This window comes from Amycolatopsis sp. cg5, from assembly GCF_041346955.1.
In the GTDB taxonomy this organism is placed as follows: domain Bacteria; phylum Actinomycetota; class Actinomycetes; order Mycobacteriales; family Pseudonocardiaceae; genus Amycolatopsis.
The window spans coordinates 6209958-6234478 of the sequence record NZ_CP166849.1 but is presented as its reverse complement, the minus strand read 5'-3'; the positions used below and the strand labels follow the sequence as shown (position 1 = coordinate 6234478).

23 protein-coding genes are annotated in these 24521 nt (G+C 68.8%); 12 read left to right on the top strand and 11 right to left on the bottom strand.

Translation table 11 applies throughout. The features are described from left to right. Positions 1-23 precede the first annotated feature (23 nt). Positions 24-803 carry an alpha/beta fold hydrolase gene (locus AB5J62_RS27695; protein ID WP_370942852.1) on the top strand — a complete coding sequence of 260 codons (780 nt, stop codon included), beginning with the start codon at positions 24-26 and terminating at the stop codon, positions 801-803. A gap of 353 nt (positions 804-1156) precedes the next feature. Here AB5J62_RS27695 and AB5J62_RS27690 read toward each other — a convergent pair whose 3' ends face one another. Genes AB5J62_RS27690 through AB5J62_RS27660 form a run of 7 tightly spaced genes read right to left on the bottom strand, consistent with a single transcriptional unit; the run spans position 1157 to position 8568 of the window. Beyond that, complete coding sequence (locus AB5J62_RS27690; RefSeq protein ID WP_370942851.1) at positions 1157-2254, bottom strand: MBL fold metallo-hydrolase; 1098 nt, start codon at positions 2252-2254, stop codon at positions 1157-1159. A gap of 9 nt (positions 2255-2263) precedes the next feature. Continuing rightward, entirely contained in the window at positions 2264-3286 is a 1023-nt protein-coding gene (locus tag AB5J62_RS27685; protein ID WP_370942850.1) for a fatty acid desaturase, read from the bottom strand. 54 nt (positions 3287-3340) lie between these two features. Further along, entirely contained in the window at positions 3341-4234 is an 894-nt protein-coding gene (locus AB5J62_RS27680) for an acyl-CoA dehydrogenase family protein (protein ID WP_370942849.1), read from the bottom strand. Further along, entirely contained in the window at positions 4231-5109 is an 879-nt protein-coding gene (locus tag AB5J62_RS27675) for an acyl-CoA dehydrogenase family protein (RefSeq protein ID WP_370942848.1), read from the bottom strand. The genes AB5J62_RS27680 and AB5J62_RS27675 overlap by 4 nt, the downstream gene beginning before the upstream one ends. Next, entirely contained in the window at positions 5106-6236 is a 1131-nt protein-coding gene (locus AB5J62_RS27670; protein ID WP_370942847.1) for an acyl-CoA dehydrogenase family protein, read from the bottom strand. The genes AB5J62_RS27675 and AB5J62_RS27670 overlap by 4 nt, the downstream gene beginning before the upstream one ends. After that, positions 6236-7078 carry an enoyl-CoA hydratase gene (locus AB5J62_RS27665; protein ID WP_370942846.1) on the bottom strand — a complete coding sequence of 281 codons (843 nt, stop codon included), beginning with the start codon at positions 7076-7078 and terminating at the stop codon, positions 6236-6238. Before AB5J62_RS27665 ends, AB5J62_RS27670 begins: the two co-directional genes overlap by 1 nt. Further along, positions 7075-8568: a FadD3 family acyl-CoA ligase gene (locus AB5J62_RS27660; protein ID WP_370942845.1), complete on the bottom strand. Its 1494-nt coding sequence runs from the start codon at positions 8566-8568 to the stop codon at positions 7075-7077. Before AB5J62_RS27660 ends, AB5J62_RS27665 begins: the two co-directional genes overlap by 4 nt. Before the next feature lie 77 nt (positions 8569-8645). Here AB5J62_RS27660 and AB5J62_RS27655 point away from each other — a divergent pair, with 77 nt between their 5' ends. The 9 genes from AB5J62_RS27655 to AB5J62_RS27615 all read left to right on the top strand — a co-directional run bounded on the left by AB5J62_RS27655 (position 8646) and on the right by AB5J62_RS27615 (position 18209). Continuing rightward, entirely contained in the window at positions 8646-9773 is a 1128-nt protein-coding gene (locus AB5J62_RS27655) for an acyl-CoA dehydrogenase family protein (protein ID WP_370942844.1), read from the top strand. Further along, positions 9770-10534, top strand: coding sequence for an SDR family oxidoreductase (locus tag AB5J62_RS27650; RefSeq protein ID WP_370942843.1), 765 nt, complete (start codon positions 9770-9772; stop codon positions 10532-10534). The genes AB5J62_RS27655 and AB5J62_RS27650 overlap by 4 nt, the downstream gene beginning before the upstream one ends. Then, positions 10527-11123 (top strand): TetR/AcrR family transcriptional regulator, encoded by a 597-nt coding sequence (locus AB5J62_RS27645; protein ID WP_370942842.1) that lies wholly within the window; start codon positions 10527-10529, stop codon positions 11121-11123. Before AB5J62_RS27650 ends, AB5J62_RS27645 begins: the two co-directional genes overlap by 8 nt. Beyond that, complete coding sequence (locus AB5J62_RS27640; RefSeq protein WP_370942841.1) at positions 11116-12267, top strand: acetyl-CoA C-acetyltransferase; 1152 nt, start codon at positions 11116-11118, stop codon at positions 12265-12267. Before AB5J62_RS27645 ends, AB5J62_RS27640 begins: the two co-directional genes overlap by 8 nt. Before the next feature lie 136 nt (positions 12268-12403). Then, positions 12404-14212 (top strand): peroxidase family protein, encoded by a 1809-nt coding sequence (locus AB5J62_RS27635; protein WP_370942840.1) that lies wholly within the window; start codon positions 12404-12406, stop codon positions 14210-14212. Positions 14213-14290: 78 nt separating this feature from the next. Continuing rightward, the gene (locus tag AB5J62_RS27630) at positions 14291-16117 is read left to right on the top strand and encodes a peroxidase family protein (RefSeq protein ID WP_370942839.1); all 1827 of its coding nucleotides are present in this window, start codon (positions 14291-14293) and stop codon (positions 16115-16117) included. Between the two features lie 9 nt (positions 16118-16126). Then, positions 16127-17077 (top strand): sensor histidine kinase, encoded by a 951-nt coding sequence (locus AB5J62_RS27625; protein WP_370942838.1) that lies wholly within the window; start codon positions 16127-16129, stop codon positions 17075-17077. Beyond that, complete coding sequence (locus AB5J62_RS27620; protein ID WP_370950359.1) at positions 17077-17691, top strand: LuxR C-terminal-related transcriptional regulator; 615 nt, start codon at positions 17077-17079, stop codon at positions 17689-17691. Before AB5J62_RS27625 ends, AB5J62_RS27620 begins: the two co-directional genes overlap by 1 nt. A gap of 44 nt (positions 17692-17735) precedes the next feature. Beyond that, positions 17736-18209: a GNAT family N-acetyltransferase gene (locus AB5J62_RS27615; protein ID WP_370942837.1), complete on the top strand. Its 474-nt coding sequence runs from the start codon at positions 17736-17738 to the stop codon at positions 18207-18209. On the opposite strand, the gene AB5J62_RS27610 is transcribed toward AB5J62_RS27615, so the two are convergent. Further along, complete coding sequence (locus tag AB5J62_RS27610) at positions 18187-19110, bottom strand: TNT domain-containing protein (RefSeq protein WP_370942836.1); 924 nt, start codon at positions 19108-19110, stop codon at positions 18187-18189. The two genes, AB5J62_RS27615 and AB5J62_RS27610, sit on opposite strands and share 23 nt — an antisense overlap. Positions 19111-19333: 223 nt before the next feature. Between AB5J62_RS27610 and AB5J62_RS27605 the strand changes: the two genes are divergently transcribed. Beyond that, positions 19334-19516: a hypothetical protein gene (locus AB5J62_RS27605; RefSeq protein ID WP_370942835.1), complete on the top strand. Its 183-nt coding sequence runs from the start codon at positions 19334-19336 to the stop codon at positions 19514-19516. A gap of 19 nt (positions 19517-19535) precedes the next feature. On the opposite strand, the gene htpG is transcribed toward AB5J62_RS27605, so the two are convergent. Both htpG and AB5J62_RS27595 read right to left on the bottom strand, forming a co-directional pair. After that, positions 19536-21419, bottom strand: a complete 1884-nt coding sequence (gene htpG, locus AB5J62_RS27600; RefSeq protein WP_370942834.1) for a molecular chaperone HtpG — start codon at positions 21417-21419, stop codon at positions 19536-19538. 48 nt (positions 21420-21467) lie between these two features. Beyond that, positions 21468-21851, bottom strand: a complete 384-nt coding sequence (locus AB5J62_RS27595) for a LysE family translocator (protein WP_370942833.1) — start codon at positions 21849-21851, stop codon at positions 21468-21470. Positions 21852-21880: 29 nt separating this feature from the next. Between AB5J62_RS27595 and AB5J62_RS27590 the strand changes: the two genes are divergently transcribed. Further along, a complete protein-coding gene (locus AB5J62_RS27590; protein WP_370942832.1) occupies positions 21881-23371 on the top strand; it encodes a PLP-dependent aminotransferase family protein in 1491 nt (496 codons plus the stop codon). On the opposite strand, the gene dinB is transcribed toward AB5J62_RS27590, so the two are convergent. Next, positions 23310-24497: a DNA polymerase IV gene (gene dinB / locus AB5J62_RS27585; protein ID WP_370942831.1), complete on the bottom strand. Its 1188-nt coding sequence runs from the start codon at positions 24495-24497 to the stop codon at positions 23310-23312. The genes AB5J62_RS27590 and dinB overlap by 62 nt on opposite strands. Positions 24498-24521 lie beyond the last annotated feature (24 nt).

Genomic DNA, 24521 nt, shown 5'->3' with positions numbered 1-24521 from the left:
ATGACCCGTATGGGAGGACTTTCATGAACACTGTGACCTCGGCGGACGGCACCAAGATCGCGTTCGAGCGGACCGGCGACGGGCCGCCGGTGATCCTGGTCGGCGGCGCCTTCAACGACCGGTCGACCGTCGCCGGGCTGGCGAACGCGCTGGTCCCGGAGTTGTCCGGGATCGGATTCGACCGGCGCGGCCGCGGCGACAGCGGCGACGGCGCCGAGTATGCGATCGAGCGCGAGGTCGAGGACATCGCCGCGCTCATCGAGCAGGTGGGTGGCCGGGCGAGTCTCTTCGGCCACTCGTCGGGCGCGATCCTCGCGCTCGAGGCGACCCAGCGCGGCCTGCCGGTCGACAAGCTCGCCGTCTACGAGCCGCCGTTCATCGTCGGCGGGCGGGAGCGGCCGGGTGACGACCTCACGGCCAGGCTGCGGGCCTGCGCCGAGGAAGACCGGCGCGAAGACGCGGTCATGTTGTTCCTGACCGAAGGCGTCGGCGTGCCTCGGGAGCAGGTCGAGGGCATGAAGGCCAGCCCGATGTGGGGCTGGTTCACCGGCCTCGCGCACACCCTCTACTACGACACGACGCTCTGCGGCCCCGGCAACGTGCTGCCCGAGTGGCTCAAGACGATCGAGGTGCCCACGCTCGCGATCGGCGGCGGCACCACCGACGAGTGGATGCGGCTGAGCGCCAAGGCCGTCGCGGACGCCATCCCGGACGGGCGCTACGTCGTCCTCGAAGGCCATGACCACGGCGTCCTCGCGCACCCCGACGCGCTCAAACCGCTGCTGGTGGAGTTCTTCGCGTAAAGGGCTCGTGAGTGGTACGGCCGGTTAGAACCGGCCTAACCACTCACGACCCCAGGTTGGAGTGCGCGGCTCGGCCCTGCGGTGCCCGGCTTGGGTGAGGGAGGCCCTCACCCAAGCCGCTGGGTGAAGGAGGCCCTGACCCGAAATGTCGGGTGAAGGAGGCCCTCACCCGGCCAAACCGAGTGAGGGAGGCCCTCACCGGGTCGAACTGGGTGAGGGAGGCCCTGACTCAAGGCAACCTCGGGGCCAGACCTCGGGCGGCCTGCACGCGGCTTGGGCCCGCCGTCCGGCTTAAAGGGCTCGTGAGTGGTACGGCCGGTTAGAACCGGCCGTACCACTCACGACCTCCACGTTCACGAGCCGAGGGCTTGCCACCAGGGGGCGACGGCGGGTGGGGCGGAGACGTCGACGCGCTCGCCGGGGCGGGGGATCGCCAGCTCGACGTCGTGGGCCTTGGCCTCGCGCCAGACGCGGTCGGCCGGTTCGGTCCACGGGTGCATGGCCAGGGTGAAGGTGGCCCAGTGGACCGGGATGAGCAGGCGGGCGCGGACGTCGAGGTGGGTGGCGACGCCCTCCTCCGGGGTCATGTGGATGTCCGGCCAGGTGGGGGCGTACGCGCCGATCTGGATCAGCGCCGCGTCGAACGGGCCGTGCTGCTCGCCGATCTTGGCGTAGCCGTCGAAGTAGCCGGAGTCGCCGGTGTAGAAGACGCGGTGCTCGGGACCGATCAGCGCCCACGACGTCCACAGGGTGCCGTCGTTGGAGAGGCCGCGGCCGGAGAAGTGCTGGGCCGGGGTCGCCACGAAGCGGACGCCGGCGACCGTGGCCTCCTCGTTCCAGTCGAGCTCGATGATCCGCGTCGCCGGGACACCCCAGCGCTCCAGGTGCGCGCCGATGCCCAGCGGCACGAGGAACGGGGCGGTCTGCGTCCTGAGCAGGGTGCGGACCGTCGGCATGTCCAGGTGGTCGTAATGGTCGTGCGAGATGACGACCGCGTCGATCCGGCCGAGTGACTCGATCGGCAGCGGTGGTTCGTGGAGCCGTTTCGGGCCGGCGAACGCGGCGGGGGAGACGCGCTCGCCCCACACCGGGTCGAGCAGCACGCGGGCGCCGTCGAGCTCGACCAGCGTGGACGCGTGCCCGAACCAGGTGAGGTGCAGTCCTTCGGCGCGCGGCGGCAGCGCGTCACGGACGATCGGGATCTCGCCGGCCGGCTTGCGCTGCTTGCGGGTCTCGCCGAAGAACATCTCCCGGAAGATCTCGCGGTAGGTGGAGGCGGGCATCTCGCGGCGGGGCGCGGTGTTGTGGAACGTCCCGTCCGCGTACTGCGGCGAGCGCCGCATGCGGTCCGCCCTGGCCCCGGTCGCTTTCGCGCCGAAAGCCGCGGGCAGGTCCTTCAGTGCCCAGGCGGCGCCTGCCACACCCAGCGCCGCCACGATCCTCTTCTTCATACTTCGAGTCTACGAGCGGTTCCTGAGAGGTTCCCCAGCCTCGTGGAGGCTGCGCAGCACCTGCGAGTACGAGTCGAGGAGGCTGGTCTGGCAGTACGGGATGTCCAGCTCGGCGCAGTACCGCTCGACGATGACCTGTGCCTGGCCGAGGTGCGGCGACGGCATGCTGGGGAAGAGGTGGTGCTCGATCTGGTAGTTGAGCCCGCCGAGCGCGAGGTCGGTGATCCGTCCACCCCGGACGTTGCGCGAGGTCAGCACCTGCTTGCGGAGGAAGTCGAGCTCGGTCTTGCCGGTGAGGATCGGCATGCCCTTGTGGTTGGGCGCGAAGATGGATCCCATGTAGACGCCCCAAAGCGCCTGGTGGAGCACGATGAACACGACGGCTTTACCGGGAGACAACACGGTGAAGACCGCGGCGGTGTAGAGCACGACGTGCGCGGTGAGCAGGCTGCCTTCGATCCACTTGTGCTTCAGCGACTTGCTGAACAGCGCGCGGAATCCGGAGACGTGCAGATTGAAGCCTTCGAGGGTGAGCAGCGGGAAGAACAGGTACGCCTGGTACTTGCCGATGAACGCGGGGACGCCGCGCGCCACGCGAGCCTGCTTCTTGGACCAGACCAGCACGTCCGGGTCGACGTCGGGGTCGAGCTCGTCGTGGTTCGGGTTGGCGTGGTGGCGGGTGTGCTTGTCCATCCACCAGCCGTAGCTCATGCCGATGCCGAAGTTGCCCACCGTCCAGCCCACGATCTCGGTCGGCCGCCGCGTCCGGAACACCTGCCGGTGCGCGAGGTCGTGGGACAGCAGGGCGACCTGGGCGAACATCACGGCGAAGAAGACCGCGAGCCCGAGCGACCACCAGCTGTCGCCGAGGAAGGCGAAACCGACCCAGCCCGCGGCGAAGAGGCCGATCACCAGTGAGAAGCGCGCGATGTAGTAGCCGGGGCGCCGCCGGAGGAGGTCCGCCTCCGAGACGCGCCGGGTGAGCCGCGCGAAATCACTACCGGGCGGCGAGAGAACTTCATGTGTGGTCACACCCCACACAGTGACAGGTGGTCCGTCGTGCGGGAATACCGTGGACCACAAAGTTCATGCTGGGGTTTGCCCTACCCTCGTCAGATGAAGGTGGGGCGCGCCGAACAGCTGAGCGCTCAGATGCGCGCGTTTGAAGTACCGGTGCGCTTCGTGTTCCCAGGTGATCGCGATGCCGCCGTGCAACTGGATCATCTCGGCGGCGACCGCGCAAAACGCCTCTGAGCAGTACACTTTCGCGATCGCGGCCATCCGCTCGTCGGTCGCGGCGTAGGCGGCGGAGCGTGCGGTCTCGATCAACACGTACAGGTCGGCCATGCGATGTTTGAGCGCTTGAAACCCGCCGATCGCCCGGCCGAACTGCTTTCGTTGCTTGCAGAATTCCACTGTGATGTGCAACGCCCGCGCGGCCGCGCCTGCCTGTTCGGCGGCCGATACCGCCAAGGCGACATCTCTTACCTGGTTGAGGTTGACTTCGCCGATGCGGTGTGCATCGACGATTTCGACGCTCGCCAGCCGCCGCGTTTCGTCCATTGTCGGGGTGTGCCGCTTGTGGGCGCTGTCCACTTCGTACAGTGTATTTTCCTTGCTGGCTACAAGGATCTCCGCGGTGTCGCCGTCGATGACGTACTCGCCGGTAAGTGCCAGCGCGCCGGTGGCGCCCCCGGCCAGCCTGGGCAGCAATCGTTTGCGCGCCGGTTCGTCCTCAGTGGACAGTAGTGCTTGGGTGGCCAGAACCGTGCTCAGGAAAGGAACATCCGACAAGACGCGGCCGAGTTCCTCCGCGACTATCTGGATCTCGGTCAGTCCCGCGCCGAGCCCGCCGTACTCTTCGGGGATCATCAGCGCCGTTACGCCTATTTCACACAGCGCCTGCCATGGTTTCCGGTTGCGCTCCAGCGCTTTTCGAACGGTGGCACGCAATGCTTCCTGCTCTTCGGTGAAGCTCACAGCGACTCCAATACACGCGTGCGGTGAAATCCCTGTGTGCCCCAGGCGGTGATCAATGCGCGCGCTTTGGTCAGCCGGGCGCCCAAGGGATGTTCGGCCGTATAGCCGATCGCGCCATGGACTTGCAGCCCGGTTCGCGCGGCCGAATAGGCGGCGTCGGCGACGGCGACTTTCGCGGCCGAAACATCGCGAGGGCGCAGGCTCAGCGCGGCCGCGTAGAGCAATGGCTTGGCGAGTTCGAGCCGGGTGACGACGTCGGCGAGCAGATGTTTGATCGCTTGATACTGGCCGATTTCGCGGCCGTATTGCTTACGTTGTTTGGCGTAAGCAACTGAATTGTCGAGTAGCCAGCGGCCTAGGCCCAGCAACTGCGCCGTGGTCGCGAGCGCCCCGAGTTCGAACGCGCGCGCGGCGTCGGCTGCCTTGCCGATGACCTCACCTGGCTCTGCCTCGAACAGCCGGCGTGCTTTGTCCACGGAGGATAGAAGACGGCCGGCGGTGAAGGTTCGCAGGTCGTCACCGTCGACGAAGAGCTTCGCTTCCGCGTTGTCCGCGTCCAGCGCGTAGGGCACGTGCGGCCGGTACACGATGGACGCCAAGGTTTCGCCCGCCGCGACACCGGCGAGGATCTCGTCGTCGAGCAGAGCCGGGAGCACGGCGACCGTGTCGACCCACGGCCCGGGAACGGCGTGGTAGCCGAGCTGGTCGAAGGCGACCACGAGGTCGATCGGCTCGGCGCCGAGGCCGTCGAACCTTTCGGGGACAAGCAAAGCCGGGACGCCCAGTTCGGCGAGGCCTTTCGGTCCGGTGTCGGTCAGGCAGGCGTCGATGCTGGCCGCGAAGTCGAGTTGCTCCTGGGACAGTGTGAACCTCATCGGTCACCTCGCGGCAGGCCGAGCAGCCGTTCGGCGACGGTGGTGCGCTGGATCTGGTCGGTGCCGCCGTAGATGGGGCCGGCGAGCGAGAACAGCCATCCGCCCGACCAGTCGTCCACTTCGGACTCCGGGCCGAGCAGATCCAGCGCCGTCTCGTGGAGCGCGACGTCCAGGTGTGACCAGAAAAGCTTGTTGACACTGGATTCCGGCCCGAGCTGCCCGCCTTCGGCGAGCCTGGTCACCGTGCCGAACGTGTAGAGCTGATACGCCCGCGCGCCGATCCAGGCGTCCGCGACCCGGTCGGCGAACTCGCGGGGCCTGCCGTGCCGAGACCACTCGTCCACGAGCCGGTCCGCGGCGGCGAGGAACCGGCCGGGACTGCGCAACGACAATCCGCGTTCGTTGTTGGCCGTGGTCATGGCGACCTTCCAGCCTTCGCCGACCGCGCCGATCACGTCCACATCGGACACGAAGACGTCGTCGAAGAAGATCTCCGCGAACCCGGGCTCGCCGTCGAGCTGCGGGATCGGCCGGACGGTCACCCCGTCGGCCCGCAGGTCGGCCATGAAGTAGGTCAGTCCTTTGTGGCGGGTGCTGGCCGGGTCGCTGCGGAACAGCCCGAACGCGTGATCGGCGAAGGCGGCACGCGAACTCCACGTCTTCTGGCCGTTGAGCAGCCAGCCGCCTTCGGTGCGTGTCGCCGTGCTGCGCAGTGCCGCGATGTCGCTGCCCGCTTCGGGTTCCGACCAGGCTTGTGCCCAGACCTCTTCGGAGCGCGCCATCTTCGGGAGGATCCGCCGCTGTTGCTCTTCTGTGCCATGGGAGAACAGGGTCGGCGCGAGCATGAAGATGCCGTTCTGGTTGACGCGCAAGGGCGCGCCCGCGGCGTAGTACTCCTCCTCGAACAGCACCCACTCCAGCAGGCTCGCGTCCCGCCCGCCGAATTCCGACGGCCACGAGACCACGGACCAGCGCGCGTCCGCCAGCCGCGCTTCCCACTCGCGATGCTCGGCGAATCCCTCGGCGGTGTCGAAGGAAGCCAGCCTGCGGTCCGGCAGGTTCGAGCGAAGCCAGTCGCGGGCTTCGTCGCGGAAGGCGATCGTGGCGGCGTCGAGATCCAGGTCCATCAGGATTTCCGGTTCGCGTCACGCATCGAGCGGGCGTCCTGGCCGCCGAGCGAGTCACCGCCGGACAGTTCGGCGTTGTGGGCGTGCGCGAAGTGATGCAGCCCGAACACCGAGTCCATTCCGGACCGCAAGCCCATGAGATCTTCGGCCTGGTTGACCGCCTTCTTCGCCAGCGCGAGCCCGAAACGCGGCATCTCGGCGATCTTCTCCGCGAGCGCGAGTGTCTCCTTCTCGAGGTCGTCACGCGGTACGACCCGGTTCAGCATGCCCCATTCCTTGGCCTGCTGGGCGCTGAACCTTTCGCCGGTGAACAACACCTCCTTGGCCGCGCGCGGGCCGAGCACCCACGGGTGCGCGAAGTACTCGACACCCGGGATTCCCATGCGCACCACGGGATCGGCGAAGAACGCGTCGTCGGAGGCGACGATCAGGTCGCACACCCACGCGAGCATCAGCGCGCCGGCGATGCACGCGCCCTGCACGCTCGCGATCGTCGGCTTCGGGATTTCCCGCCAGCGGCGGCACATCCCGAGGTAGACCTCCGACTCGCGCGCGAACCGCTGGTCACCGCCTTTGGCATCGACATGGTCCCACCACAGCACCGCCTTGCGGTCGAACGAGACGTCGGCGTCACGCCCCGGCGAGCCGATGTCGTGGCCTGCCGAGAAATGCTTGCCCTCCCCGGCGAGCACGATGACCTTGACCTCGTCGTCTTCGACCGCGCGCTGGAACGCCGCGTCGAGCGCGTAGGTCATGGCCGAGTTCTGCGCGTTGCGGTACTCGGGCCGGTTCATGGTCACGATCGCGACCGGCCCGCGCCGCTCGTACCGAACCTCGCTCATGGGCTTTCCTCTCGCAGCACGCGTTTCAGCACTTTTCCGGAGGCGTTGCGCGGCAGTTCGTCACGGAACTCGATGAACCGCGGCTGTTTGTAGTTCGCCAGGTTCTTCTTGCAGTAGGCGAATACGTCCTCTTCGGACAGTTCGCCCCGGCGGAGGATGTAGGCCTTGCCGACCTCGCCGAGCAGCTTGTCGGGCACGCCGATCACGGCGGACTCCGCGACCCCGTCCAGCCAGGCGAGCGCCTGCTCGACCTCGGCGGGGTAGACGTTGAACCCGCCGACCACGTACATGTCCTTGATGCGGTCGGTGATCCGCAGGTAGCCGCGTTCGTCGAGCACTCCGACGTCGCCGGTGTGCAGCCAGCCGTCGCCGTCGATCGCCTTCGCGGTGGCCTCGGGATCGTCGAGGTAGCCGAGCATCATGTTGGGGCCGCGCACCAAGACTTCGCCGTGTTCGCCCAGTTTCACCTCGAAGCCGGCGGCCGCGCGGCCGGAAAACCTTGCCACGGTCGCCTTGTCGTCACCGGGGCGGGACATCGTCGCGACGACCGCCTCGGTGAGGCCGTAGCCGGTGAGCACGGTCTCGAAGCCGATCTCGGTCTGCATGCGCTCGACGAGTGCCTCGGGCACGGTCGCGGCGCCGGTCACCGCCAGCCGGAGGCTGGAGAGGTCGTGCGTCAAACGCTCGGGCGCGTCGAGCAGGACCTGGTAGATCGTGGGCGCGCCGGGCAGGACGCTGATCCGCTCCGCTTCGATGAGCCGCAACGTTTCGTGGACGTCGAAGGTCCGCTGCGGCACGATCGTCACCCCGCGCAGGAGCGCCGCGACGATGCCCGCCTTGTAGCCGAAGCTGTGGAAGAACGGGTTGACCACGAGGTAGCGGTCGCGGTCGCTCAACTCGCCGCAGTCGCCCCAGGCGTCGGCCACCCCGAGGGTCCGGCGGTGGCTGGTCATCGCGCCCTTGCTCTGGCCGGTGGTGCCGGAGGTGAACAGGATGTCGCTCACGTCGTCGGGGCTGACCTGCGGCAACATGCCTACGTAGTGCGGAATGTCGGCCCACTCGGTGACGCCGTCGAGCCGCGGTTCCTCACCTTCGACGGGGATGCGGAGCACGGTCGCAGGCACTGAGCCGTCGAGGTCCGCGAGCCGGTCGACGCCGAGGAAGGTACCGGTGATGATCAACGCCGCCGCGTCGCTGCGGCGCAGGATGTCGCTCGTCTCGCGCGCGGTGAAGCGGGTGTTGATCGGGACCAGCGTCGCGCCCGCGGTCAGCGCGCCGAGCGCGGCGACGACCCAATGCCAGGTGTTGGGCGCGCAGATCGCGACACGGTCGCCGGGGCGCACCCCCGAATTCGCGAGAAAGCCCGCCACGTCACGGGCATGGGTGTGCAGCTCGCGGTAGGTGAGGCGGACATCGCCGTCGGCCAGCGCCTCATGGGCGCCGAACCGCTCGGCCGCGGCCGCCAACGCCGCCGGGATCGTCTCTTCCATCTGAGGTCTCCCTAGCAAGTGCTTGGTAGGGTAGCCTACGCAGGAGCTCGCCAGATGTCGACAGGTGGTGAATCCCGGTGTCCCGTGACTTCCGTGACGAGGTCAGAGCCTGGCTCGAAGCGAACCTGCGCGGCGAATTCGCCGCGCTCAAAGGACTTGGCGGACCCGGTCGTGACCACGAGGCCTACGAGGAACGCGTGGCGTGGGAACGGCACCTGGCCGCGGCGGGCTGGACCTGTCTCGGCTGGCCGGTCGAGCACGGTGGCCGGGGCGCGACGCTCGACGAGCAGGTGATCTTCCACGAGGAGTACGCGCGTGCGGACGCGCCCGCGACGGTCGGGCACATCGGGCAGCACCTGCTCGGCCCGACGCTGATGGAGTTCGGTACTCCTGAGCAGCAGCGGCGCTTCCTGCCTCGGGTGCGGTCGGTCGAAGAACTGTGGTGCCAGGGCTATTCCGAACCCGGTGCCGGGTCCGACCTCGCGGCCGTGTCGACGACGGCGACGCTCGAAAACGGCGAATGGGTGCTGCACGGTCAGAAAGTCTGGACCTCACTCGCGCATCTCGCCGACTGGTGTTTCGTGCTGGCGCGGACCGAACCCGGTTCGAAACGCCACAAAGGACTGTCCTATCTGCTCGTTCCCATGCGGCAGCCCGGTGTCGACGTGCGGCCGATCCGCCAGCTCACCGGGACCTCCGAGTTCAACGAGGTCTTCTTCGACGGCGCGCGCACCGCAGCCGACCTGGTCGTCGGCGAGCCGGGTGACGGCTGGCGCGTCGCCATGGGCACGCTCGCCTTCGAGCGCGGGGTCGCCACGCTCGGCCAGCAGGTCGGGTTCCGGCGCGAACTGCGGGCGTTGCAAGACCTGGCCGACCCCGGTGATCCGATCATCGCGGAACGGCTCCAGCGGGCGTGGGTGGGCTTGGAAGTCATGCGCGCGCACGCGATCCGGACCTTGGGTGACACCTCGCCCGGTGTCGCGGAAGTGTCCAAACTGGTCTGGTCGAACTGGCATCGCTCACTCGGCGAGCTGGCGATGATGATCCGCGGTGAACGCGGCATGCTCGCCGAGGACGGGCTCGACCAGTGGCAGCGGCTGTTCCTGTTCAGCCGCGCGGACACCATTTACGGCGGCTCCAACGAGATCCAGCGCAACGTCATCGCCGAGCGGGTGCTCGGCCTGCCGAGGGAGGCCCGGCCGTGATCCCGATCCCGAAGTACCCCGAGGGCGCGAACCTGCTGCGGGACAAGGTGGTCGTCGTGACAGCGGCCGCGGGCACCGGCATCGGCTCCGCGGTCGCCAAACGCTGTGTGGAAGAAGGCGCCCGTGTCGTCATTTCCGACTGGCACGAGCGACGTCTCGCGGCCAAGGCCGAAGAGCTGGGCGTGCACGCCATCCCCTGCGATGTCACCCAGGAAGGCCAGGTGCAGGCACTGATCGACGGCGCGTCCGGCCACTTCGGACGGATCGACGTGCTGATCAACAACGCCGGTCTCGGCGGCTCGAAGTCTATTGCGGACATGACGGACGACGAGTGGTCCAGGGTCATCGATGTCACGCTGAACGGGACTTTCCGCGCCACCAGGGCCGCGGTCAGGAAGTTCATCGAGCAGGGTGGCGGCGGCGCGATCGTCAACAACGCGTCCGTGATCGGCTGGCGCGCACAGGCCGAGCAAGCGCACTACGCGGCCGCGAAGGCCGGGGTCATGGCGTTGACGCGCTGCGCGGCCGTCGACGTCGCCCAGCACGGGATCCGGGTCAACGCCGTCGCACCGAGCCTCGCGATGCACCCGTTCCTCGCCAAGGTCACCAGTGAGGAGCTGCTCGCCGAGCTGGCCGGGCGCGAGGTTTCCGGGAGGGCGGCGCAGCCCTGGGAAGTCGCCAATGTCATGGTGTTCCTCGCCAGCGACTACGCGTCCTATTTGACCGGTGAGGTTGTTTCAGTGAGCAGTCAGCATGCCTAAGTCCGGGGGTGGCTCCCGCCGAGCCGAACTGCTGTCGTTGGCCGCGCGCCTGTTCGCCGAGCGCGGGTTCGTCTCGACGACCGTGCGCGACATCGCCGACGCGGCGGGCATCCTGTCCGGGAGCCTCTATCACCATTTCGACTCGAAGGAGTCGATGGCCGACGAGATCCTCACCGGCTTCCTCGACGAGCTTTTCGGTACCTACGCCGAGATCGTGGCGGCCGGGCACGGTCCACGCGAGACACTCGAGGCCGTCGTCACCGCCTCGTTCGACTCGATCCACCGGCGCCCGGCCGAGGTCGCGATCTACCAGAACGAGGCGAAGCACCTCATGCAGCTGCCGAGGTTCGCGTACCTCGTCGACCGCAACGCCGAGTTCCGCAAGCTGTGGAACGGGATTCTCACCGACGGCGTCGGCGCGGGCGTGTTCCGGAAGGATCTCGACGTCGAACTGGTCTACCGCTTCATCCGCGACACCGTCTGGGTGGCCGTCCGCTGGTACAACCCGGACGGCGCGCTGACCTCCGACGCCGTCGCGAAGCAGTACCTCGGCATTCTCCTCGACGGGATCGGGACGAAAAGTGGCTGAAGCGTACATTGTGGACGCGGTGCGCACCGCGACCGGCAAACGCGGCGGAGCGCTCAGCGGAGTCCACTCCGCCGACCTCGCCGCCCACGTGATCACCGCGCTCGTCGAGCGTTCCGGCATCGACCCGGCGCTCGTCGACGACGTCATCCTCGGCTGCACCGACACGATCGGCTCGCAAGCGGGCAACATCGCGCGCACGGCCTGGCTCGCGGCGGGCTACCCGAACCACGTGCCTGGCGTGACCGTCGACCGGCAGTGCGGGTCGAGCCAGCAGGCCGTGCACTTCGCCGCGCAGGCGATCATGTCCGGCACGCAGGACCTCGTCGTCGCCGGCGGTGTGCAGAACATGAGCCAGGTCCCGATCAGCGCTGCGATGATCGCCGGACGCGAGTACGGTTTCGATGATCCGTTTTCCGGCTCGAAGGGCTGGCAGGAGCGGTTCGGCAGCGCGGAGGTGTCACAGTTCCGCAGCGCGGACATGATCGCGGGACACTGGGACATCTCGCGGGAGGCGATGGAGGAGTACGCCTACCGCAGCCACCAGCGCGCGCTGGCGGCCATCGACACCGGCCGGTTCGAGCGGGAGATCGTGCCGTTCGAGCGGTTCCGGCTCGACGAGGGGCCGCGCCGGGACACCAGTCTCGAACGCATGGCGGGCCTGAAGCCGCTCAGCGAGGGCTCGCGGATCACCGCGGCGGTGGCCTCGCAGATCTCGGACGGGGCGAGTGCCATTTTGCTGGCTTCCGAGGCCTTCGTCCGCGAGCACGGCCTGACCCCACGCGCCCGCGTGCACCACCTTTCGGTACGCGCGGCCGACCCGGTGTGGATGCTGACCGGCCCGATCCCCGCCACCTCGTACGCTTTGCGCCGCGCCGGAATGTCCATTGAGGACATAGACCTGTTCGAGGTGAACGAGGCGTTCGCGAGCGTCGTGCTCGCGTGGATCGAGGAGACCGGCGCCGACCCCGAGCGGGTGAACGTCAACGGCGGCGGCATCGCGCTCGGTCACCCGATCGGCGCGACCGGCACCAAACTGCTCGCCACCCTGCTGCACGAACTCGAAGCCCGAGGCGGCCGCTACGGCCTGCAGACCATGTGCGAAGGCGGCGGCACGGCCAACGTGACCATCATCGAGCGCCTCTGACGTCCTCAGGGGTGCCCATGATCAACACGCGTACCACCACCGTGAGAGCGTAGCCCCTGATTGGTACTGGGATCACTACGGAGTGTAGTGATCACCTGAGCTGGATAGGGCTGGGCGCGTGAGAAGAAGACGTCGTGTGATCAGGGCGGTCGTTCCGGCCGTGGTACTGCTGGTGCTGGCGAGTGGCACCGCGAGTGCCTCACCGCCGGAGTATCAGAGTCTCGACGGCAGCGGGAACAACAGGGCGCATCCGGACTGGGGTGTGGCCGGGTCGGCGTACCTGCGGGTGACGGGAGCCCGCTACGCGGACGGGATCGGGGCGCCGTTCACCGGGCCGGGCGCGAGGCGGATCAGCAACCGGGTCTTCAACGACACCGGCCAGCGGCTCAACTCGCCACGCGGGATGAGCCAGTGGACGGCGACCTGGGGGCAGTTCCTCGATCACACCTTCGGACTGCGCAAAGCCGGGCCCGAGTTCCAACCGAACTGGTTCGATCCCGCTGACCCGCTGGAGCGGTTTCCGCAGGCAGGAGGGGTGCGGATCCGGCGCAGCGTGGCGGTGCCCGGCGATGGTCCCCGGCAGCAGGTCAACCTGCTCAACTCCTACCTCGACGGGTTCGCGGTCTACGGCGGCACGGCCGACTGGCTCGAGTGGCTTCGTGAAGGCCCTGTCGACGGCGACCTCGGCAACAACGGCGCGCGCCTGCTGCTGCCCGGCGGGATGCTGCCCAGGCGCGACGAGCGTGGCGACCCGAAGTCGGCGCCGGTCATGGACGACCAGGTGGGGCTGGGCGGCCGCGCGGCGGTCGCGGGGGACACCCGTGCCAACGAAAACCTCGGGCTGCAGGGCGCGCACACCCTGTTCGCCAGGGAGCACAACCGGATCGTCGACCGGCTGCCCGCCTGGCTGTCCGAGGAGAAGAAGTTCCAGATCGCGCGGCGCGTGGTGATCGCGACGCAGCAGTACATCACCTACGAGGAGTTCCTGCCGTCGCTGGGCGTGCGGCTGGCGCCGTACCGCGGCTACAACCCCCAGGTGAATCCGACGATCAGCAACGAGTTCGCCACCGCGGGGTACCGGGCGCACACCATGCTGCACGGCGATCTCCGGTTCCGGGCCCAGGCGAGTCACTATTCGCAGGCGCAGCTGGACGCGTTGCGCGCCAAGGGTTTGACGGTGACGGTCACCGGTGATTCGGTGGCGATCGTGGTGCCGGCGGCGACGGCGCTGTTCAATCCCGATCTCGTCACGCAGCTGCAGCTCGGCCCGGTGCTGCAGGGACTGGGCGAGTATCCGCAGGCGGCCAGCGACGAGCAGGTCGGCGACATCGTCCGCAACATCACCTTCCAACTGGGCGACCGGCTCACGGTGCTCGACATCGGCGCGACCGACGTCGAGCGGGGCCGCGATCACGGCTTGCCGACGTATCAGCAGCTCCGGCAGGCGTACGGGCTGGCGCCGAAGGCCTCGTTCAAGGACGTCACCGGCGAGGCGTCGGAGACGTTCCCCGCCGATCCCGAGCTGACGCCCGGCGCGGAGATCGACGACCCGGACGCGCTCGACTTCGTCCGGCTTTATGACGCGGCGGGTAATACGGTGGCGCCCGGCGGCGACACCGCGGTCAGGGGCGAACGGCGGACCACCCTCGCGTCCCGGCTCAAGGCGCTTTACGGCGACCTGGGCGCGCTCGAAGCGGTTCCCGGGCTGATGTCCGAGAAACCGTTGCCTGGCAGCGAGTTCGGCGAACTGCAATGCGCGATCTGGAAGAAGCAGTTCGAGGCCATGCGGGACGGGGATCGGTACTTCTACGGGAACGACCCGTCGCTGGCGGCGATCAAGGTGCTGTTCGGGATCGACTTCCGGCAGAATCTGGGTGACGTGATCGCGCGCAACACCGACGTGCCGCGTGCCCGCCTGGCGGCGAACGTGTTCCGGATTCCCTGACCTACGGGGATGATCTCCGGGTTTTTCCCGGGGTCGCTACGGATGTGGCGGCCACCTGTTCGGCGCAAGCCTGGGCACATGAGAAAACGACATCGTGTGACCAAGGTGGTCGTCCCGGCCGCCGTGCTGCTGGTGCTGGCGAGCGGCACGGCGAGCGCGTCCGGGCCGGAGTACCAGAGCCTCGACGGCAGCGGGAACAATCGCGCGCATCCGGACTGGGTCGTGGCCGGGTCGGCGTACCTGCGGGTCGCGGGCGCGCGGTACGTGGACGGGATCGGGGTGCCGGTCACCGGGCCGAACGCCAGACGGGTGAGCAACCGGATCTTCAACGACACCGGCCAGCGGCTCAACTCGCCACGCGGGATGAGCCAGTGGACGGCGACCTGGGGGCAGTTCCTCGATCACACCTTCGGGCTGCGCAAGGACGGCACCGAGGTGCAGCCGATCCCCTTCGACCCCGCCGATCCGCTGGAACGGTTTCCGCAGGCAGGCGGGTTGCCGGTGCGGCGCAGCGTGACGGTGCCGGGCACCGGTCCACGGCAGCAGGTCAACCTGCTCAACTCCTACCTCGACGCGTTCGCGGTCTACGGCGGCACGGCCGACCGGCTCGAATGGCTGCGGGAGGGACCGGTCGACGGCGACTTGAGCAACAACGGGCCACACCTGCTGCTGCCCGGCGGGATGCTGCCCAGGCGTGACGAGCGTGGCGACGCGCGCACCGCGCCGGGCATGGACGACCCGGTCGGGCTGAACGGGCGCGCCGCGGTCACCGGCGATCACCGTGCCAACGAGAACATCGGGCTGCTGAGCGTGCAGAACCTGTTCGCCAGGGAGCACAACCGGATCGTCGACCGGTTGCCTGGCGCGCTGCCCGCGGAGACGAAGTTCCAGATCGCGCGGCGCGTGGTGATCGCGACGCAGCAGTACATCACCTTCGAAGAGTTCCTGCCGTCGCTGGGCGTGCGGCTGGCGCCGTACCGCGGTTACAACGCGCAGGTGAACCCGACGGTCGGCAACGAGTTCGCGACGGTCGGTTACCGCGCGCACAGCATGCTCAACGGTGACCTCCGGTTCAAGACCGAGCTTCGCCACTACACGCAGGCTCAGCTGGACGCGTTGCGCGCCAAGGGTTTGACAGTGACGGTCACCGGTGACGCGGTGGAGATCAAGGTGCCGTCCGAGGTGGCGACGTTCAATCCCGACCTCGTGACACAGCTGCAGCTCGGCCCGGTGCTGCAGGGGCTGGGCGCGTACCCGCAGTCGGCCAGCGACGAGCAGATCGGGGACCTGGTCCGCAACATCGTGTTCCGGCGCGGCGACCAGATCGCGGTGTTCGACATCGGCGCCATCGACCTCGAGCGGGGCCGTGACCACGGGATGCCGACGTATCAGCAGCTCCGGCAGGCGTACGGGCTGGCGCCGAAGGCCTCGTTCAGCGCGGTCACCGGCGAGGCGACCGAGACATTCCCCGCCGATCCCGAGCTGACGCCCGGCGCGGAGATCGACGACCCGGACGCGCTCGACTTCGTCCGGCTCTTCGACGCCGCGGGCAATCCCGTGCCGCCGGGTGGCGACACGGCCGTCAAGGGGGAGCGGCGGACGACGCTGGCGTCCCGGCTCAAGGCGCTGTACGGCGACGTGAACACGCTGGAGGCGTTCCCCGGGCTGGTGTCGGAGAAGCCGGTGCCGGGCAGTGAGTTCGGCGAACTGCAGCTCGCGATCTGGAAGAAGCAGTTCGAGGCGATGCGGGACGGTGACCGGTTCTTCTACGGCAACGACCCGTCGCTGGTGGCGATCAAAGCGCTGTTCGGGATCGACTTCCGGCAGAACCTCGGTGACGTGATCGCGCGCAACACCGACGTCCCGCGTGGCCGATTGGCGGCGAACGTGTTCCGGATTCCCTAACCTGGGATGGTGCGACCAAGATGGCTGGTTCTGGTGGGGTGCCTCGGTTTCTGTTCGCTCGGCGGGCTGGCCTGGGCGGTCGAGTACACGCCGCGCCCGAGCCTGCCCGTGGTGGTCGCGATCATGCTGACCGTGGTCGGGCTGTCGGTGGTGCCGTGGACCCGGCTCGCCGCCACCCGGCTGCGCGGTGACCACGAGGCGGATCGGCTGTTCCGCCGCGTGGTCACCGTCTCGGCGGCCGCGGCGGCGGGCGGGGCCGGCGTCTCGGTGTTCCTGATCGGCGACACCCCGGCAGGCGCGGGCGTGGCGATGGCGTCCATCTTCGCCGCCGGGGTGGTCGCGCTGGTCGGCGCCGTGCTGCTGCCGTGGATCTACCTGCTGGCCAGGACGATCGCCCGCGAGCGCGCGGCACGCGTCCGCGCGGAGGAACGCGCCGAGGTCGCCGCGCATCTGCACGATTCGGTGCTGCAGGCGTTGACCTTGATCCACAAGCGAACCGAGGAGCCGGAGGTGCGCCGCCTCGCGCGCGGCACCGAACGCGAGCTGCGGTCCTGGCTGTTCGGCAGGCCGTCCGAGGACGACTTCGCCGCCGCGATCGCCGAGCTGGTCGCCGACGTCGAGGACCGGTACGCGGTCGCCGTCGAGCTGGTCTCGGTCGGCAGCCACCCACTCGACGCGCGGACCCGCGCGGTCGCCGGCGCGGTGCGCGAGGCGTTGACGAACGCGGCGAAACACGCGGGGGTGACGGAAATGTCGGTGCTCGCCGAGGTGACCGAGACGGAGGTGTTCGCACTGGCCAAGGACCGGGGCCGCGGCTTCGACCGATCCATCCACAATGGACACGATCGCCGTGGCATCGTGGACTCGATCGAAGGCAGGGTCCGGCAGCACGGCGGCACCGCCGAGGTCCGGTCCGTGCCGGGCGAAGGCACCGAGGTCGAGATCAGGATGCCGTTGTGATCCGGGTCTTCGTCGTCGACGACCACGCGCTGGTCCGCTCGGGCGTCCGCGCGGAAGTCGGCGCGCACGTCGACGTCGTAGGCGAAGCGGCCACGGTTTCCGAGGCCATCGAAGGGATTCGCACGCTGCGCCCGGATGTGGTGCTGCTCGACGTCCACCTCCCGGACGGCGGCGGGCTGGCCATCCTGAACGGCGTCGACTGCCCCGGCGTGCGATTTCTGGCGCTCTCGGTGTCCGACGCGGCCGAGGACGTCATCGCGGTCATCCGCGGCGGCGCGCACGGGTACGTCACCAAGGCGATCTCGGGGCCGGACCTGTGCGAGGCGATCAGCCGGGTACACGACGGCGACGCCTATTTTTCGCCGCGCCTGGCCGGGTTCGTGCTCGCCGCGTTCCACGGCGACCCCGAGCTCGACCAGCTCACCCCGCGCGAGCGCGACGTGCTGCGGCTGGTCGCGGCCGGGTACACGTACAAGGAAGTGGGGACGCGACTGTCCATTTCGGCCAGGACCGTCGAGACGCACGCGGCCGCCGTGCTGCGCAAGCTCAGACTGTCTAACCGGCGCGAGCTGACCCGGTGGGCCACGAAACGAGGCCTGGCACTGGGGTCGTGAATATTGCGTTGCGGGCGGGGCCGCCGAGCGGCGAAAGTCGTGGGGTGATCGTCTTACGGGAGTTGACATCGGACGACTGGGCCGAGTGGCGCGAGCTTCGGCTGGAAGCGCTGCGCGAGGCGCCAGAGGCCTTCGGCAGCAAGCTCGCCGACTGGCTCGACGCGCCGGAGCCGCGGTGGCGCGGCCGTCTCGTGGACGTGCCGTTCAACGTTCTGGCCGAGTACGAGGGCAAGCCCGCCGGGATGGCGAGCGGCTCGGCGCTCGACGAGAGCGGCACGGTCCAGCTGCTTTCGATGTGGGTCGCGCCGTTCGCGCGCGGCCAAGGTGTCGCGGACGCTCTGCTGGAAGCCGTCGTCGAATGGGCGCGGGGCGTCGGTGCGGCGCGGGTCGGGCTGCTGGTCTACGAGGCCAACGCTCGCGCGGCCGCGTTGTACCGCAGGCAAGGCTTCGTGGAGGTGTCGCTGGCCGACGGCGAGCGGGTCATGGGCCGCGTGCTCAGCGGAGATAGTCGTCGGTGATCTCGATCAGCTCGTTGGCCGCGAGCAGGTCGTCGATCGACGAGGGCAGCAGGTACGCGGTGCCGCCGCCAGGCTGGCCGAACCAGGGGATCGCGACGCCTGCCAGCACGTCGAACGGCTCCTGCAACTGGTAGACGTGATAGTCCAGCCGCGCCCACTCCGGTGGCAGTGAACGTTCTTCGAACGGTGTCCCGGCGGCGTAGGTCAGGTTGCCGTCCGGCTCGCCGAACCGGTCGACCTGCGTGCCGGCGGCCAGTTTGACGCGTGTCTTGTCCACGAAAAGCGTCAGCGGGGGCTCGGTCGGCAGCGGCTCGATCGGCCAGCGGTGACCGGTGCGCTGGTGTCTGGGCTGCGAGTGGGTAGCCGGGACGAACAGGTCGCCGGGAGCTCCCATGTCCGGCCAGGCTTGTTCTTCCGGCTGTTCGGCCGACCAGTCGAACGCCGGGGGCCCTGACTGCGGCTGGCGGAGCTCGGCGAACCAGCGCTTGATCTCGCCGCGCCGGGCGGCGGTGCGGCGCAGGGCATCGGTGCCGTCGTCGAACAGGACGTTGCCCGGCGGCGGGGCGGCGCACTGCTCGAACGCCGCCGCCCACAGCATCTCGACGCGATCGAGGACGGCGCGCCCGTCGGGCAGCCTGCCCAGTGCGATGAGTGCTTCGACGAGGGTGATCGTGAGGGCCCGGTTCGGCAGCGCCGGCTGGGTGAGCACCTTGTGGATCGAGGTGTGCGACGGTGTGGACCAGCCGTCGAGCCGGTCCGGGTCCTGGGCGGCGCGTGCTTTCAGCCAAGCGGCGAGCTGGTAGCTGCTGCGGTAGCCCGAATGCGCGTGGATGCGGTGCAGCTCGAGGTTGAGCTCCCGCAGCGGCCCTTCGGGCAGCTCAGGCCGACGCCATGCACCCACGGCGCCCTCCCCAGGCACGAGGTGTCAACTTCCGGCACCGAGTATAAACCGCTGTAAAACCCCTTGTCCTGAAACGGTTTCCGGGGAGGTCTCTCGATGGCCCGAAAATCGGGCAAAACTGCCTTAATCGGGTGTTCGTGGTTGTAAACCGGTAGCACGTACTACCGATGACCTGCGTAAACGTTGTGTCAGCCGAACGACGAAAAGCGCAGGAGGACGCGAGATGTGGAGTTGGCTGTGGGCCGGGCCCGCCGTCACCGCGGCGATCGCCGCGACCGCGCGGTGCGTCCTGGCCAGGATCCGGGCCGAGAGCAGACGGCACACCCTCGAGATCGCGTTGGAGAACGCCACCCCTGCCGAGCGGGTGGCGATTCTGCGCGCGCTGCGGCTGGGGCGCCCCGACTGAGCGGGACGCCCCGAACCGCCTACAGCGTCTGGGCGAGCCGGTCGGCCAGCAGCCGGGTGAAGCGCGGCGCGTCGTTCAGGTCGCCGCCCTCGGCGAGCAGGGCGAGGCCGTACAGGAGCTCCGCCAGGTCGGCGTCGTCCTTGCCCTCGTCGTGGGCCGTGCGCAGGCCGGCGACCAGCGGGTGGGCGGGGTTGAGTTCGAGGATGCGCTTGATGGGCGGGACGTCCTGGCCCATCGCGCGGTACATCTTCTCGAGCGTGGGGGTGACGTCGTTCGCGTCGCCGACGATGCAGGCGGGCGACGTGGTCAGGCGCGACGAGAGCCGCACCTCCTTCACGTTCTCCTCCAGCGTCGACGTCATCCAGGTGAGCAGGGACGCGAAGTCCTTCTGCTGCTGGTCGCGCTCGGACTCGGCGTCCTTCTTCTCTTCCTCGGTGTCCAGGTCGACCTGGCCCTTGGCGATGGACTGGAACCGCTTGCCGTCGAACTCGCCGACCTGGTCGACCCACATCTCGTCGACCGCGTCGGTCAGGATCAGCACCTCGAAACCCTTGGCGCTGAACGCTTCCATGTGCGGCGAGTTCTCGATGGTCGAGCGCGACGCGCCGGTCAGGTAGTAGATGTGCTCCTGGCCGTCCTTCATGCGCTCGATGTACTGGCGCAGCGTGGAAGGCTTTTCGGTGTCGTGCGTGGTTTCGAACGACGAGATTTCGAGAATGGTCTCGCGGTTGTCGAAATCGTTGACGAGACCTTCCTTGACCGCGGGGCCGAATTCCTTCCAGAACGTCTGGTACTTCTCACTGTCCATCATGGACTTGACGGTGGAGAGCACCTTCTTGACCAGACGGCGGCGCATCAACTGGATCTGACGGTCCTGCTGGAGAATCTCGCGCGAAACGTTCAGCGAAAGGTCCTGCGCGTCGACGACACCCTTGACGAATCGCAAATACTCCGGCATCAGCGCTTCGCAGTCGTCCATGATGAACACGCGCTTGACGTAGAGCTGCACGCCGCGCTTGCGTTCACGCATGTAGAGATCCAGCGGCGCGTGCGACGGGAGGAACAGCAGCGCCTGGTACTCGAAGGTGCCTTCCGCCTTCATCTGGATGGTTTCCAGCGGGTCGGTCCAGTCGTGGCTGATGTGCTTGTAGAACTCGTGGTACTCGGCCTCGGTCGCGTCGTCCTTCGACCGCGCCCACAGCGCCTTCATCGAGTTGATCGTCTCGACCGAGGACTCGCCGTCGCGCTCGACGGCCATCCGGACCGGCCAGGTGATGAAATCGGAGTACCGCTGGACGATCTCCTTGATCTTCCAATCGGCGGTGTAGTCGAAAAGGTGGTCCTCGGCGTCTTCCGGCTTGAGGTGCACGGTGACCGAGGTGCCCTGCGGCGCGTCGTCGACCGTCTCGATCGTGTAGGTGCCCTCGCCACCGGATTCCCAGCGGGTCGCTTCGGTCTCGCCCGCGCGGCGCGTCAGCAACGTGACCTTGTCGCCGACCATGAACGCGGAGTAGAAACCGACGCCGAACTGGCCGATCAGCTCGGCGGAAGCGGCCGTGTCCTTGGCCTCCTTCATCTTGCGCAGCAGGTCGGCGGTGCCCGACTTCGCGATCGTGCCGATGAGGGTGACCACCTCCTCACGCGACATCCCGATGCCGTTGTCGCGCACGCTCAGCGTCCGCGCTTCCTTGTCGACCTCGAGCGTGATGTGGAGATCGGTGGTGTCGGCCTGCAGCTCCTTGTCCTGGAACGCCGCCAGCCGCAGCTTGTCCAGCGCGTCCGACGCGTTGGAGATCAGCTCGCGCAGGAAGATGTCCTTGTTCGAGTAGATCGAATGGACCATCAGCTGCAGGAGCTGGCGCGCCTCGGCCTGGAATTCGAGCGTCTCGATCTGCGTGTCCACCGCTGTCCTTTCTGAGAAAAGTACCTCGGCGGCCATCATCTCAAAACGCTAAACGTCCCCGAAGGCGAGCCTCGCGCCTAGCGCGGCGAACCCGCCTGCGAAGACGCGGCGCAGCCAGGTCAGCACCTTCGGCCGGGAGATGACGTGCGAGCGGATCGCCGCGGCGAACCAGCCGTAGGCCGCGAACACCACGAAGGTCAGCGCCATGAAGACCGCGCTCAGCTCGATCATGTGGCCGAGCGCACCGGGCGCGCCGCTCGGGACGAACTGCGGCAGGAACGCGACGAAGAAGATGGTCAGCTTCGGGTTGAGGATGTTGACCAGCACGCTCGCGCGCACGCCACGGGAGAGGCCCGCGGCGATCGTGTAGAGCGCGCCGGTGCCGGGGGTGACGACCACGAGCAGTGCCGTCAGCAGGAACTCGATACTCATGCGGACCAGCTTGCGCGCATAATGGTCCCATGGGCAGGTCCAAAGATACCTCGCTGAATCGGACCAAAACCGGCTCCGACTTCCTGCAGCTCAACCTCGGCGACGCGCCTGCGGGCGGGTTGTCGGACTGGCTCGCGCAAAGGCTGCGGCTGGCGATTTCGGACGGCCGGCTGCCCGTCGGCGGCAAGCTGCCCGCGACGCGGGTGCTCGCCGAGGAGCTGAGGGTTTCGCGGGGCGTGGTGGTCGAGGCTTACCAACGGCTGATCGAAGACGGTCACGCCGACGGCCGAGGCAGGGCCGGGACGATCGTCGTCGCCGCGCCCGCGTCACCCCAGACGCCGGTGCCGGCGGACAGCTTCGCGAGCCCGTTCGCCGCCGAGCCGGACAGGGACATCTTCGACGCCATCCGCGCCGTGCCCGCGCGGATCGACCTTTCGCCCGGCGTGCCGGACCTGGCCGCCTTTCCCCGGACGGCTTGGCTGCGTGCCGAGCGCGCGGTGCTGAGCACGCTTTCGGCGGCCGACTTCGGCTACGGGGACCCGCGTGGCGCCCCGGCGCTGCGGGCGGCGGTCGCGAACTGGGTGGCGCGGAGCCGGGGGATCAGCGTGGATCCGGGCGAGGTGATCATCGTCGCCGGGGTCGCCCAATCGCTCGCGTTGCTGGCGATGGTGCTGATGCGGCGCGGGATTTCCGAGGTGGCGGTGGAGGATCCGAGTTCGCTGGGTGCCCGCCAGCACCTGCACTATCTGGGCCTGCGCACGCCGCCGATCCCGGTCGACGGCTACGGGGTGCGCGTGGACGCCCTGCGCGAGAGCGGTGCTCCGGTCGTGGTGATGACGCCCGCGCATCAGTTCCCGACCGGCGTGGTGCTCGACGGGGAACGGCGCCGCGAGCTGATGCGCTGGGGCGGTTTGATCATCGAGGACGACTACGACGCCGAGCACCGCTACGACCGCCCGCCGGTGCCCGCGCTGCGCTCGATGCTCGCCGAAAACGTTTGCTACACGGGAAGTGTGTCGAAACTGCTCGCGCCGGCGCTGCGCGTCGGCTGGCTGCTGGTGCCGTCCGAGTACCGCGAGGAGGTCGTGGCGGCCAAGCGATGCGCGGACCTCGGCAACGCCGTGCTGCCGCAGCTGGTTCTCGCGCACCTGATGGAATCCGGCGAACTCGAACGTCAGCTGCGGTTCGTGCGGCGACGGCATCGGCAGCGCCGCGACGTGATGATCGAGGCGTTGCGGACGCGGTGGCCGGACGCGACCGTGCACGGCGCCGCCGCCGGCCTGCACCTGATGATCACATTCGACGGGGAGTCCGATGTGGACATCGCGGCCCGCGCGCTCGAACAGGGCGTCAAAGTGCAGCCCTTGTCTTGGCACAGCCAGGTTCCCGGCCCGCCCGGCCTGGTGCTCGGGTATGCCGCGAGCACGCCGACGGACATCGCCGAGGGCGTGGCGATCCTCAGTCGGGCAGCATCGGCATCTCCAGGTCGTCGGGGCGCCCGAGCAACGTCGCGCGCGTGATCGCCGCCGAGCCGTAGCGGTCACGGACCTGGTCCAGCGCGGTGTCGAGCGCGGTCGTCTCGTAGCCGTCGAAGGGCAGTTCGAGCTGGATCGCGTTGTCGCGGGTCAGGTTGGACAGCGCGACGCCGATCAGGGTGAGGCCCTGGTCTTCGATCATCGTCCTGGCGTCGGCGAGCAGTTCGCGGGCCGCCGCGAGGATGACCTCGGTGTGCTCGGTCGGCTCCGGCAGGGTGTGCGACCGGGTCGCCCTGGTGAAGTCGGCGAAGCGCATGCGCAAGGTGACCGTGCGGCAGACGCGGTGCGCCGCGCGCAGGCGCCTGGCGAGCCGGTCGGCGATCGCGCTGAGGATGCCGTCGAGCTCTTCGGCGGATCTCCGGCGCCTGCCGAGCGCGCGTTGCGAACCCATCGAGCGACGGCGGCGGCCGACCTGCACCGAGCGCGGATCTTGGTTGTGCGCCAACGCGAACAGGTGACGACCCGTGCCCGCGCCGAGCAGCGAGACGAGCACCGGCTCGCTGAGCGCGGCGACCTCGCCGACCGTCTTGATCCCGCGCTCGCGCAGCTTGGCCGAGGTGACCTTGCCGACGCCCCACAGGCGTTCGACCGGCAGCGGATGCAGGAACGCGAGCTCGCCGTCGTGCGGGACGACGAGCAGGCCGTCCGGCTTGGCGACCCCGCTGGCCACCTTCGCGAGGAACTTGGTCCGCGCCACCCCGACGGTGATCGGCAGCCCGACCCGCTCGGCGACGTCACGTCGGAGCCGCGCGGCGATCTGGCTCGGCGTGCCCGAGATCCGCAGCAGGCCGCCGACGTCGAGGAACGCCTCGTCGATCGACAGCCCCTCGACCAGCGGAGTCGTGTCGTCGAAGACCCTGAACACGGCCTTGCTCGCCTCGGAGTACGCCTTCATCCGCGGCGGCACGACGATCGCGTGCGGGCAGAGGTGCCGCGCCTGCCGCCCGCCCATCGCGGTGCGCACGCCGAACGCCTTCGCCTCGTAACTCGCCGCGAGCACCACCCCGCCGCCGACGATCACCGGCCGCCCGCGCAACGCGACGTCGTCCCGCTGCTCGACCGACGCGTAGAACGAGTCGAGGTCGGCATGCAGGATCGGACCTTCGAACATGTGTTCGAATATAGCAGACGACCC